General features: G+C 60.7%; 12 protein-coding genes and 1 pseudogene. 4 read left to right on the top strand and 9 right to left on the bottom strand.

Features of this window, described 5'->3' with window-relative positions; all coding sequences use genetic code 11:
- Nucleotides 1-43: 43 nt before the first annotated feature.
- The 3 genes from P6U16_RS03945 (at nt 44) to pssA (ending at nt 3632) form a co-directional block, all read left to right on the top strand.
- The gene (locus tag P6U16_RS03945; RefSeq protein WP_277703995.1) at nt 44-1885 is read left to right on the top strand and encodes an ABC transporter ATP-binding protein/permease; all 1842 of its coding nucleotides are present in this window, start codon (nt 44-46) and stop codon (nt 1883-1885) included.
- Nucleotides 1886-2049: 164 nt separating this feature from the next.
- Entirely contained in the window at nt 2050-2748 is a 699-nt protein-coding gene (locus P6U16_RS03940; RefSeq protein WP_277702684.1) for a phosphatidylserine decarboxylase, read from the top strand.
- Nucleotides 2748-3632 carry a CDP-diacylglycerol--serine O-phosphatidyltransferase gene (pssA, locus tag P6U16_RS03935; RefSeq protein ID WP_277702683.1) on the top strand — a complete coding sequence of 295 codons (885 nt, stop codon included), beginning with the start codon at nt 2748-2750 and terminating at the stop codon, nt 3630-3632. Before P6U16_RS03940 ends, pssA begins: the two co-directional genes overlap by 1 nt.
- A gap of 52 nt (nt 3633-3684) precedes the next feature.
- On the opposite strand, the gene P6U16_RS03930 is transcribed toward pssA, so the two are convergent.
- Nucleotides 3685-3978, bottom strand: a complete 294-nt coding sequence (locus P6U16_RS03930) for a hypothetical protein (protein ID WP_277702682.1) — start codon at nt 3976-3978, stop codon at nt 3685-3687.
- A 201-nt stretch (nt 3979-4179) separates the two neighbouring features.
- On the opposite strand from P6U16_RS03930, the gene P6U16_RS28300 reads away from it, so the two are divergent.
- Nucleotides 4180-4626, top strand: coding sequence for a DUF1488 domain-containing protein (locus P6U16_RS28300; protein WP_349017673.1), 447 nt, complete (start codon nt 4180-4182; stop codon nt 4624-4626).
- Nucleotides 4627-4637: 11 nt separating this feature from the next.
- Here P6U16_RS28300 and P6U16_RS03920 read toward each other — a convergent pair whose 3' ends face one another.
- From P6U16_RS03920 to P6U16_RS03885, 8 genes and pseudogenes are all read right to left on the bottom strand, one after another.
- Entirely contained in the window at nt 4638-5378 is a 741-nt protein-coding gene (locus tag P6U16_RS03920; RefSeq protein WP_277702681.1) for an SDR family NAD(P)-dependent oxidoreductase, read from the bottom strand.
- Between the two features lie 130 nt (nt 5379-5508).
- Nucleotides 5509-7000 (bottom strand): annotated as a pseudogene (gene purF / locus P6U16_RS03915) (amidophosphoribosyltransferase).
- Nucleotides 7001-7154: 154 nt separating this feature from the next.
- Nucleotides 7155-7769, bottom strand: a complete 615-nt coding sequence (locus tag P6U16_RS03910; RefSeq protein ID WP_277702680.1) for a CvpA family protein — start codon at nt 7767-7769, stop codon at nt 7155-7157.
- A gap of 144 nt (nt 7770-7913) precedes the next feature.
- Complete coding sequence (gene radA, locus P6U16_RS03905; protein ID WP_277702679.1) at nt 7914-9317, bottom strand: DNA repair protein RadA; 1404 nt, start codon at nt 9315-9317, stop codon at nt 7914-7916.
- A 4-nt stretch (nt 9318-9321) separates the two neighbouring features.
- Nucleotides 9322-9630 (bottom strand): type II toxin-antitoxin system RelE/ParE family toxin, encoded by a 309-nt coding sequence (locus P6U16_RS03900; RefSeq protein ID WP_277702678.1) that lies wholly within the window; start codon nt 9628-9630, stop codon nt 9322-9324.
- Entirely contained in the window at nt 9627-9878 is a 252-nt protein-coding gene (locus P6U16_RS03895) for a type II toxin-antitoxin system ParD family antitoxin (RefSeq protein WP_277702677.1), read from the bottom strand. Before P6U16_RS03895 ends, P6U16_RS03900 begins: the two co-directional genes overlap by 4 nt.
- Before the next feature lie 66 nt (nt 9879-9944).
- Nucleotides 9945-11123, bottom strand: coding sequence for an alanine racemase (alr, locus tag P6U16_RS03890; protein ID WP_277702676.1), 1179 nt, complete (start codon nt 11121-11123; stop codon nt 9945-9947).
- Nucleotides 11124-11230: 107 nt separating this feature from the next.
- Nucleotides 11231-11872: a TerC family protein gene (locus tag P6U16_RS03885; protein ID WP_277702675.1), complete on the bottom strand. Its 642-nt coding sequence runs from the start codon at nt 11870-11872 to the stop codon at nt 11231-11233.
- Nucleotides 11873-11889: the final 17 nt, after the last annotated feature.

The raw sequence follows: 11889 nt of genomic DNA, 5'->3' as shown, positions 1-11889 counted from the left end.
GTCCCCAAACAAAAAAACAGTTTCCGCCGATGCCGGCAATCCGATGCGCACCATCGTCAACCTCTGGCCCTATATGTGGCCGAGCGATCGCGCCGATCTGAAAATGCGCGTCGTCTGGGCGACAATCATTCTTCTTGTCGCCAAGATCGTACTGCTGCTCGTGCCCTATTTCTTCAAATGGGCAACGGATGCGCTGAACGGCAGGACGGATCTTGTCGGCGTGCTGCCGGTGGTCTTTACCGGTGCGGTCATGCTGGTGCTCGCCTATAATCTGGCTCGATTGCTGCAGGCGGGGCTGAACCAGTTGCGCGATGCGCTGTTTGCCAGCGTCGGCCAGCATGCGGTGCGCCAGCTGGCCTACCGCACCTTCGTCCACATGCACCAGCTGTCCTTGCGCTTTCACCTTGAGCGCCGCACCGGCGGCCTGTCGCGGATTATCGAGCGCGGTACCAAGGGCATCGAAACGATCGTCCGCTTCACCATCCTCAACACCGTGCCGACGCTGATCGAGTTTCTGTTGACGGCGATCATCTTCTGGTGGGGCTATGGTTTCAGCTACCTCATGATTACCGCGGTGACCGTGGTCATCTATATCTGGTTCACGGTGAAGGCCAGTGATTGGCGCATCGGCATCCGTCGCTCGATGAACGACAGCGACACGGACGCCAACACCAAGGCCATCGACTCGCTGCTCAACTTCGAGACCGTCAAATATTTCGGCAACGAGGAGATGGAGGCCAAGCGTTTCGACCAGTCGATGGCGCGCTACGAGCGCTCCGCCACACAGGTCTGGACCTCGCTGGGCTGGCTCAACTTTGGGCAAGCGGTGATCTTCGGCATCGGCACGGCGGTCATGATGGTCATGTCGGCACTTGCCGTGCAGCGCGGCGAGCAGACGCTGGGCGATTTCGTCTTCGTCAACGCCATGCTGATCCAGCTGGCCATTCCGCTCAACTTCATCGGCTTCGTCTATCGCGAAATCCGTCAGGGCCTGACGGATATCGAGCAGATGTTCGACCTGCTCGAGGTCGAGGCAGAGGTCAACGACAGCCCCGATGCCAGCGACCTTGTGATCGACAAGGGCGCCATTGCCTTCAAGAACGTGCACTTCGCCTACGACCCGGCCCGGCCGATCCTGAAAGGCATTTCCTTCGAGGTGCCCGCCGGCAAGACCGTTGCCGTCGTCGGGCCGTCGGGTGCAGGCAAATCGACGCTGTCGCGGTTGCTCTATCGCTTCTACGACGTGCAGGGCGGATCGATCACCATCGATGGCCAGGACGTGCGCGACATCAAGCAGAAAAGCCTGCGTGCGGTGATCGGCATGGTGCCGCAGGACACGGTGCTGTTCAACGACACGATCGCCTACAACATCCGTTACGGGCGTCCTTCGGCCAACGAAGCGGAAGTGATTGCCGCCGCCGACATTGCGCAGATCGGCACCTTCATCAACAGCCTGCCGGAGGGCTATGGCGCCATGGTCGGCGAGCGCGGCCTGAAGCTTTCAGGCGGCGAGAAACAGCGCGTGGCGATCGCCCGCACGGTGCTGAAAAGCCCGCCAATCCTGATCCTCGATGAAGCGACGTCCGCGCTCGACACGCGTACCGAGCAGGAAATCCAGGCGGCCCTCGATATCGTCTCGCAAAACCGCACGACACTGGTCATTGCCCACCGGCTGTCGACGGTTATCCATGCCGATGAGATCATCGTTCTCAAGGACGGCGGCATAGCCGAGCGCGGCACGCACGGGGAACTTATCGAGAGCAACGGCCTTTACGCTTCCATGTGGAACCGCCAGCGCGAAGCGACGCAGGCCGAGGAACAACTGAAGAAGGTTCGCGAGAGCGATGATCTTGGCGTTGTCGTGCGGGGCGCTGCCGCGGTGTGAAAAATGAGCGAATAGCGAATAGGGAGTAGCGAATGGCAACGCTTGTTGAATTCTTCAATTCGCTATTCGCCTTCTGCCCAAGTGACCATGCGCTACTGCCTATTGGCTAATTCCTCGCTTCACTGTAGGCCTTCTGCAACATAAAATTCTGGAGACTCCCATTCATGAGCCTGATCACAACGGTCCGTAACACGCTGGTTCCGATCCACAAGGAAGGCTATCCCTTTATCGCCGGGTTCTTCGTCGTGTCGCTTGTGCTAGGCCTGCTCTGGGAGCCGCTGATGTGGCTCGGCTTCGTGCTGACGGCATGGTGCGCCTATTTCTTTCGTGATCCGGTCCGTCTGACCCCGCTGGACGACGATCTCGTGATCAGCCCGGCCGACGGCCGCGTGTCTTCGATTGCGCTGGTTTCTCCGCCGGAGGAGCTTGGCCTTGGGAGCGCGCCGATGTTGCGCATCACGGTGTTCATGAACGTCTTCAACTGCCATGTAAACCGCGCCCCGATGCGCGGCACCATCCACCGCATCGCCTATCGCAAAGGCAAGTTCGTCAATGCCGAGCTGGATAAGGCGAGCCACGAGAACGAGCGCAACGGCTTGGTGATCGAGACCGAGCGCGGCGCGATCGGCGTCGTCCAGATCGCCGGTCTCGTTGCGCGGCGCATCGTCTGCTGGTCGTCCGAGAACGATACGCTGCAGGCGGGCGAGCGCTTCGGCCTCATTCGCTTTGGCTCGCGACTGGACGTCTTCCTGCCGGATGGCGCCCAGCCGCGCGTCAGCCTTGGCCAGACCGCGATTGCCGGCGAAACCGTGCTGGCGGAATTCGGCTCGTCCAAGGGCCCGGTCATCAGCCGTCGCGGTTGATGATTGGCCGTGAGCAAGGAACAGGAGCGACCCATGGAAACCCCTTTCCCTCCTATGAACCGAACGGTCCGAACGACGAGGCCCGTGGTCCGCGTCTTCGGGAAATTCCGCTTCGGCTCATCGTTCCGAACCTGATCACCGTTCTGGCGATCTGTGCCGGTCTTTCCGGCGTTCGGCTTGCATTCGAAGGCCGTTTCGAACTGGCAGTTGCCATGGTTCTGGTCGCAGCCTTTCTGGACGGGATCGACGGGCGGGTCGCGCGCCTCATGAAGGCGACATCGAAGTTCGGCGCGCAGATGGACAGCCTCGCCGACATCGTCAATTTCGGTGTCGCCCCGGCCCTGGTCCTCTATGCCTTCGTGCTGGACCAGGCCCGGTCGCTTGGATGGATTGCAGCCCTGATCTACGTCATCGCAGCCGGCCTGCGGCTTGCCCGTTTCAATGTCATGTCCGAGCGGGACGTGAAGGCTGCCTGGCAGTCGGAATATTTTGTCGGTGTTCCTGCACCCGCCGGCGCCATGCTGGTGCTGCTGCCGATGTATCTCGGCCTGCTCGGTCTTGTGCCGGACCGTACGATGGGCCTGCTGTCGGCTGCCTATACTGTGTTGATCGCCTTCCTTCTGGTGAGCCGCCTGCCAGTCTGGTCGGGAAAGTCCGAAAACCGGGTGCGCCGCGACCTCGTCCTGCCGATCATCCTGTTCGTCGTGCTTTATGTCGCGACGCTGATGAGCTTCACTTGGGAAACCATGGTGCTGACGGCGGTCGGATATCTCATCATCCTGCCGTTCGGCGCCCGAAAGTGGCAGAAAAAATATGGCAACTGGCCGCTGCACCCGGATAGCTCGACCACCGGCGAGGATGGATTGCCGGGTGACAGGCTGTAGGGAGCGGCCTGGATTGTCCGTTCGGACCTTCCCGCGTCTATTTGCGTCGATATCAGTGAAGTGTTGGAAGTTCGGGCGTTACGCCCTGAATCGCGAAACGATGACTGGGAAGCACATAAGGCTTCAAATCCGGAATTCGGGCGCCCATGTATCGAACCAGGGCTTCGGACAGCGCTCCCGGTTCAACGATACCGCGTTGAAACAGCCTGATGATCAGCTTCGTCGCAACGTCGCATTCTCGTGGCTTCGGGCTGAGATCACACCAGTAGCCTGTCTTTATAAGTACGCTCTGAAGCAGGTTCAGGTCGGTGCTTGTCAGATAGAGATCTGGAGATGTGGAAGACATGATGTCCTCCTTTCCGTTGGGGCGAAGGTATGGAGGCCCTCAATCAGCAGCGCCCGTGTTCAAGGCTGCCGAAGACCGGACAATGCGCTCGACCTCCCTCATACGCAAGGCAATTTTCAACATACACAACCAGGGCGCTTCGGAGTATCGGCTTGCTATTTTCCATTGAAGGTTACATAGTTTATTCTTCGGCAGCATTTTGTGCGGGCACTGCCGCTTAAGGGGTCGTTTCCCCTAGCCTCAATTGAAGGAGGACGTCATGTCTTCCATTTTCGTCGCCAATCGAATTACACTTTTCCTCATCTGTTCGTCCGTGGTTCTGGCAATGCTTTTCATCGCCGCCGTCACGTTCGTCTAACCTGTGCTGGAACCTGTGGAGCGCACATGACGGTCTCATTTCCAAATCCGGCCAGAAGCTATGACGAGGCCAAGCAACGCATCCGATTCCTCGGTCACGATGGCATGTTTGAAGTTAAATTTTTCATGAATATCGAGGCGCTGGCGCTCGGCCGCCCATTCAGGGACCTATCCGAAGCCGATTATTTGAAAGCCTTTGACGCCATGAGGGCAAAAATCCTCAAGGTGGCGGAACGGCTTTACAAATCCCGTGGCGGAAACGCGGTCAATCTGGAACTCAGCGATTTTTGAGCGCCTGCCTCCTATTCCGGCAGCCTGTAATCCACGATCCTGTTTTCCCGGACGATGAACAGCTTGCCGGTCTCCGTTTGGTCGGGGCCGAGCAATGGCAGCAGCTTGGCGGCGATTTCCGAGGGGTGTGGCACCGTTGACGGATCTTCGCCGGGGATGGCCTGTGCACGCATCGCGGTGCGCGTGGCGCCAGGATCGACGCTGAGGACGCGCAGCGGCAGACGCTGTGTCTCGCTGGCCCATGTGCGGGCAAGGGCCTCGACGGCGGCCTTGGAGGCCGAGTAGGGGGCCCAGAAGGGCTTGCATTTGTGCGCGGCGCTCGATGACAGGATCAGTGCCCGGCCGGCGTCGGACAGTTGCAGCAAAGGATCGACCGAGCGGATGAGGCGCCAGGTGGCGGTGACGTTGATCGTCATGACCTTTTCGAAAACCTTGGCCTCGACATGGCCGATCGGCGATATGACGCCGAGCACGCCGGCATTGGCGATCAGGATATCGAGCTTGCCCCAGCGCTCGTGAATGGCGCCGCCAAGCTTGTCGATCGCCGCCATGTCGGAAAGGTCGAAGGGGACGAGCGTCGCAGGAAGGCCACCGGCCGCCTTGATGGCATCATCCAGATCTTCCAGTCCACCCACGGTGCGGGCGCAGGCAATCACCTGCGCGCCGGCCTTGGCAAGCTCGAGCGCCGTGAAATAGCCTATGCCGCGCGATGCGCCGGTGACCAGTGCTATGCGGCCCTTGAGATCGATCATGTGAGGATGGCTCCGGAATTGTTGTGGCAGGGCTTGCTGCCACAGGTTCGGGCAAATGCGCAAGGCAGGCAGCAAGCTTTAAATCGGCGAGGCGGCACTTCCGTGCCGTCTTCCGGCCCGGGAAAATTTATCAGCTCTTGCTGGCAAGCATCGACAGCTTGGGGCTTGGATTGTCGCCATTCTTGTCGAGCAGGCGCGTCGGATAGTCGCCAGTGAAATAGTGATCCGTAAACTGGGGCCGTGCATCGTTGCGGCTTTCGCCCCCAACGGCGCGATAGAGGCCGTCAATGCTGAGGAACTCCAGCGAGATCGGCGCCGATAAACTTGCACATCGAGGCAAGGTCCACGTGCTGGTTGGCAAGCAGCTTGTCGCGGTCCGGCGTGTCGATGCCATAAAAGTCCGGGTAGAAGATCATCGGGCTGGCGACGCGGATATGCACCTCGATCGCACCGGCCTCCCGGATCATCTGCACGATCTTCAGCGAGGTGGTGCCGCGCACGATCGAATCATCGACTAAAACGACGCGTTTGCCCTCGATCATGGCGCGGTTGGCGGAATGCTTGAGCTTAACGCCGAAAGCGCGGATCTGCTGGGTCGGTTCGATGAAGGTGCGGCCGACATAATGGTTGCGGATGATGCCGAGTTCGAAGGGAATGCCGCTGGCCTGGGCAAAGCCGATCGCAGCCGGCGTACCACCGTCCGGCACGGGAACGACGACATCGGCCTCGACCGGCGCTTCGTTGGCCAGGTTGATGCCCATGTTCTTGCGCGCCACATAGACGTTGCGGCCGCCAACGACCGAATCGGGCCGGGCGAAATAGACATATTCGAACAGACAAAGCCGTTCCGGCTGCGGCTTGTTGGGCTTGCGGGCATCGATGGATATCGATCCGTCTGCCTCGATCTCGCAGATGATGACTTCGCCGTTTTCGACGTCGCGAATGTATTTCGCGCCGATGATGTCGAGTGCGCAGGTTTCCGAGCAGAAGATCGGCTTGCCGTCGAGCTCACCCATCACCAGCGGCCGGATACCGGTCGGGTCGCGGGCGGCGATCAGCTTGGTGCGGGTCATGGCGACCATCGAATAGCCGCCTTCCATCTGGCGGATGGCATCGATGAAGCGGTCTGCCGTCGAGGAATGGCGCGAGCGGGCAATGAGGTGCAGCACGACTTCGGTGTCCGACGTCGATTGACAGATGGCACCGGTGGCGATGATCTGACGGCGCAGCGTCAAACCGTTGGTGAAATTGCCGTTGTGGGCGATGGCGATACCGCCGACTTCGAGTTCGGCAAACAGCGGCTGGACGTTGCGCAGCGCCACTTCGCCTGTCGTGGAATAGCGCGTGTGCCCGATCGAGATCGTGCCCGGCAGCTTGGCCAGCGTCGCAGGATCAGTATAGTGATCGCCGACAAGACCCATGCGTTTTTCGGTGTGGAACTGCTTGCCGTCGAAGGTAACAATGCCGGCCGCTTCCTGTCCGCGATGCTGCAGCGCGTGCAGGCCGAGCGCCGTCAGCGTCGCCGCATCCGGGTGCCCGAGAATGCCGAACACGCCGCATTCTTCGTGCAGCGTATCGCCGTCCATCTCGTCTTCGATCTCTGCGGCTCGCAAATGGGTCATCGCTGTTGGCCTTTGTGTTGACGGCTGAAACGCGTTCGGCATGTCGTATCGGGTGTTCCGTCCTTCAAGCCGGTAAGGCCTGAGGGTTTCACATATCTTCGTTGCAAAATGGACAGAGCCCGCAAAGCGGGCCCTCATTCTATCGCATTCGGCCTCAGCCGTTGGTCGCGGCGCCATTCGTGGCGGGCGTTTCTTCGGCCGGCGGCTGGGTGGTCGTGCCGCCTGTGCCTTCGCTCTCGCCTTCGCCGGTCGTATCCTTGCCGCGCAGGCGATCAAGGATCGTCGCATCTGCATTTTCAGGCAGCAGCGCAATCAGCTTGCCGCCGAGATTGTCGAGCAGCGGCTTGGATTTTGCGGTCGTGACCCAGACCGGCTGTTGCTGCGGAGCCACCAGCCAGTTGAAGAACAGCATGGCGACGACGACGAGCAGGACGCCGCGGGCCGCTCCGAACAGGAAGCCGAGCGTGCGGTCGAGGGCGCCGATGCGGCTGTCGATGATGAAATCGGCGATCCGCATGGTAATGAAAGAGATGATGATCAGGGCGACGAGGAAGACGACGCCGGCAGAGCCGATCATCGCAACCGTGTCGCTAGTCGTGTAGCTCTTCGCATAGGGCAGAAGGAAGGGGTAGAGGAAGAAGGCCGCCGCGGCGGCGCCGACCCAGCTTGCAACCGACAGGACCTCACGCGAGAAGCCGCGGACCATGGCCAGAATGGCCGAGAAAAGCGCGACGCCGAGAACGATACCGTCGAGAATTGTAATGGGCATGTTGTCCTACTCCGAACCCGCGTTTTACGCGACCCCAAGCTAATTTGCTGCACCATATATCATCGCGCCGGGGGCGTCTTTCGATGGCACATGATTGAACACTGTTTTCACCGGAATTTGCGAAGTTGCAACACCGCAGTTCCGTCAGTCGTCGTTGTCTGCCTGTTTTAGCGCGCCCTTCGAGCCGGCAATGCGCGCCACCAGATCCGGCAGGCTTTCCATCTCGCTCCATCGCATGCCCGAGCCTTTCGGCAAATCGGCGGAGGCGGCGGGCAGGACGGCCTGCGAAAAGCCGAGTTTTTCGGCTTCCTTCAGGCGCTGGGCTGTGTGCGCAACCGGCCGGACGGCGCCGGACAGACTGACTTCGCCGAAATAGACGCAATCGGTCGGAAGGGCAAGACCGGCAAGCGATGAAACAAGCGCGGATGCAACGGCAAGGTCGGCTGCGGGCTCGGTAATCCTGTATCCGCCGGCAATATTCAGGTAAACATCGTGGCTCCCGAGCCTGACGCCGCAATGGGCTTCCAGCACGGCAAGGATCATCGAGAGGCGTGCACTGTCCCAGCCGACGACGGCACGGCGCGGCGTTCCAAGCGAAGTCGGCGCGACCAGCGCCTGGACCTCGACCAGCACCGGGCGCGTTCCTTCCATGCCGGCGAAAACCGCAGCACCCGGCGATTTCGCATTGCGCTCGCCAAGGAACAGTTCTGACGGATTGGTCACTTCGCGCAGGCCCTTGTCCGACATTTCGAAGACGCCGATCTCGTCGGTCGGGCCGAAGCGGTTTTTGACGGTGCGCAGGATGCGGTAGTGATGGCCGCGATCACCCTCGAAATAAAGGACAGCATCGACCATGTGCTCGACGACGCGGGGACCGGCGATCTGACCGTCCTTAGTGACATGGCCGACGAGAACGATGGCGGCCCCGGTCGTCTTGGCAAAGCGGATCATCGCCTGCACGCCGGTGCGCACCTGTGTCACCGTGCCGGGCGCAGAATCAGCCGTGTCGCTCCATAGCGTCTGGATCGAATCGATAATGGCGAGATCGGGCCGCTTGCCTTCGCCGAGCGTTGCCAGGATATCCTCGACATTGGTCTCGGCGGCGAGCAGAACGTCGGTATCGGCGGCGCCCAGCCGCTGCGCCCGGAGCCTGACCTGTGCCACCGCCTCTTCGCCGGAGACGTAGATGACGCGGTGACCCTTTCGGGAAAGGGCGGCTGCGGCCTGCATCAGCACGGTCGATTTTCCGATGCCGGGATCACCGCCGATCAAAACCGCCGAGCCACGGACGAATCCGCCGCCGGTCGCCCGGTCCAGTTCGGAAATGCCGGTGTTGATCCGTGGCGCTTCCTCGATCTCGCCCGACAGCGTGGTCAGCGCCACGGGGCGCCCCTTCTTTGGTGTCCTGCCGGGACCGCCGCCGATGCCGCCCATAGGGTCTTCCTCGACGATCGTGTTCCACTGGTTGCAGCCTTCGCATTTTCCCACCCATCGGGCGTGCACGGTACCGCAGTTCTGGCAGATGAAATTCGTACGGGCTTTCGCCATCAGGTCATGTCGCTTTCGGGGAAATCGTCGGGGAAATGTCCTGGCGTCCGTGGAGGATGCGCAGGACGAGGAGATGTGATGGTGTGACGCGGAAATAGACCAAATAGCTGCGAAAGATGATCATGCGCAGTCCAAATGCAGGCACATCCGCCGAAGTGCCCGTAAGGCCTAAGACTGCGATCGATCTGATTTTCGCCTGGATTCCATCGACAACCCGCCGGGCGCCTGCAGGGTTTTCCGCGGCTATGTACTCGTAAATCGACGTCAAATCATCCGCAGCCCTTTCGGACAGGCGAAATCGACGTCGCTTCATAAGGCCTTCCGCGCCTTGGAACGGGCAATGATGAAATCGGTGAGATTGTCGTCCTCGCCGAACTCATAGAAGCGGCCGGCGGCAATGTCGTCGTCACCTTCCTGAATGAGTTGCTTTAACGTCGCTTCATCGCGCTGAAGCGCCTGAAGCCCGGCATGAACGACATCATTGACATCCTTATAGGGACCGGTTCGAACGCGCTCTTCGATGAACGCGCGATCTTCGTCACTCAATTGGATATTCGTCACAATGATCTCCTTTTGTTCCAGTATACATTATTGCTTCCGGGATTCCAGCGTCACCGTCCTTAAAAGCTATTCAGCCTCGATATAGTCGCGCTCGTAGCGATGCCCAAGGCTTGTCAGCATTTCGTAGCCGATCGTGCCGCCGGCGCGGGCCACGTCGTCGACGGCGACATTGTTGCCAAACAGTTCGATATAATCGCCGGCGCGCACTGCATTTTCCGGCAGGTCCGTGACGTCGAAAAGGCTGATATCCATGGTGACGCGACCGAGATGCGGAACCTTGCGGCCATGCAGGAAGCCGAAGGCGCCGGAGGGTGTTGCCTGCCTGAGCGCCACGCCGCCGCCGGAAACGGAGCGATGATAGCCATCCGCATAGCCGACGGCGACGATGGCGACGCGGCTGTCGCGGGAAAACTGTGCAGAGGCGCCATAGCTGGCGGTTTCGCCGGAACGGACGCTGCGCACCTGGATGATCCGTGCCTCGGCGGTGACCACCGGCTTCATCGGATTGGCCATGCCATTGACCGCTTCGCCGCCATAAACGGCAATGCCGGGGCGGGTGAGATCGAAATGAAACTCCGGCCCGAGATGAACGCCGGCGGAATTGGCAAGGCTTGCGTTCACGCCGTCATACGCCTGTGTCACCGTGCGAAACGCCTCAAGCTGCCGACGATTGAGTGGGTGGGACTGGTCGTCGGCGCAGGCGAGATGGCTCATGATCAGCACCGGCGAAAAGCTCGCCGGGCGCACCGGATCATTGGCGAGCGCAAGCGCCTCCGCGACCGTCAGGCCGAGTCGGTTCATGCCGGTATCGACATGAAGGGCGCAGGGGTGGTCGCCATGCTGCGAGATCGCCGACATGAACAGCGAGAGCTGTTCCTCGGAGTTGATGATCGGCACGAGGTCGTTGTCGAAAAACAGCTGTTCATTGCCGGGCCACATGCCGGCCAGGATATAGATGCGCCCGTCAGGAACGAAGGGCCGCAGGTCGGCCCCTTCCTCCGCATTGGCGACGAAGAAATCACGCGCACCGGCGGCATAAAGTGTCTCCGCCGCAGGCTCGATGCCGATCCCGTAGGCGTCGGCCTTGAGCACGGCTGCGGCAGGCGCCTTGCCGGATAGCCGGCCCATCTTGCGCCAGTTGTCGGCCAATGCGCCAAGGTCGATGGTCAGCCTGTTCGATGCGGCGGCAAAGGCAGGATGGGTGAGGGGGATCTTTCTGATGAAACCATGCTCGAAGAGATACAACCAAGCGTCGTCAGGTGCAATTGGGAGAACGGTCGGCTGACGTGTCCGGTCGAGACAAGGGCAGGTCGAAAGAGGCGGAGGGCATTTGCCCGTCCGCCTCGGATCAATCAGAGGAAGGAGGAAACCAGCAAGGGTTCGACTTCCATAAAGCCTTCATAGATCATCTTCAGCGCAACGAAGAGGATGATGGCGAGGCCGAGATAGGAGATCCACGGGTAGCGGTGCAGAAGCTTCGCGATGAACGAGGCTGCGAGACCCATCAAAGCAATGGAGACAGCAAGGCCGAGAATAAGGATGTTCGGATGATCCTTGGCAGCGCCCGCCACGGCCAGAACGTTGTCGAGCGACATAGAGACGTCGGCGACGACAATCTGCAGGGCGGCCTGGCCGAGAGTCTTGCGGGGTGCGCCACCGATGGTGCCGTCCTTGTTGGTGTCTTCACCGGTCAAGGTCTCCAGACCTTCGGCCTCTTCCTTCGCGCTTGTCCGCAGTTCATGCCACATCTTCCAGCAGACCCAGAGCAGCAGGATGCCGCCGACGAGCAGAAGGCCGAGAATCTGCAGCAGTTCGGTGGCGAGCAGTGCGAAGATGATGCGCAGCACCGTTGCTGCCGCGATCCCGATCAGGATCGCCTTGCCGCGTTGTTCCTTGGGCAGGCCTGCGGCTGCAAGGCCGATGACGATGGCGTTGTCGCCGGCCAGCACCAGGTCGATGGCAAGAACCTGCAGCAGCGCAATAAAAGCTTCCATGAATCTAATCCCCCAGC

It is taken from the genome of Rhizobium sp. 32-5/1 (assembly GCF_029537235.1).
GTDB lineage: Bacteria > Pseudomonadota > Alphaproteobacteria > Rhizobiales > Rhizobiaceae > Pararhizobium.
This window is presented reverse-complemented; position numbering and strand designations above follow the sequence as displayed.

Bases quoted from the DNA above. Each gene is read 5' to 3' on its own strand.
- P6U16_RS03945 (WP_277703995.1), top strand. From the start codon at position 44: ATGCGCACCATCGTCAACCTCTGGCCCTATATGTGGCCGAGCGATCGC.
- P6U16_RS03940 (WP_277702684.1), top strand. From the start codon at position 2,050: ATGAGCCTGATCACAACGGTCCGTAACACGCTGGTTCCGATCCACAAG.
- pssA (WP_277702683.1), top strand. From the start codon at position 2,748: ATGATTGGCCGTGAGCAAGGAACAGGAGCGACCCATGGAAACCCCTTT.
- P6U16_RS03930 (WP_277702682.1), bottom strand. From the start codon at position 3,978: ATGTCTTCCACATCTCCAGATCTCTATCTGACAAGCACCGACCTGAAC.
- P6U16_RS03920 (WP_277702681.1), bottom strand. From the start codon at position 5,378: ATGATCGATCTCAAGGGCCGCATAGCACTGGTCACCGGCGCATCGCGC.
- P6U16_RS03910 (WP_277702680.1), bottom strand. From the start codon at position 7,769: ATGCCCATTACAATTCTCGACGGTATCGTTCTCGGCGTCGCGCTTTTC.
- radA (WP_277702679.1), bottom strand. From the start codon at position 9,317: ATGGCGAAAGCCCGTACGAATTTCATCTGCCAGAACTGCGGTACCGTG.
- P6U16_RS03900 (WP_277702678.1), bottom strand. From the start codon at position 9,630: ATGAAGCGACGTCGATTTCGCCTGTCCGAAAGGGCTGCGGATGATTTG.
- P6U16_RS03885 (WP_277702675.1), bottom strand. From the start codon at position 11,872: ATGGAAGCTTTTATTGCGCTGCTGCAGGTTCTTGCCATCGACCTGGTG.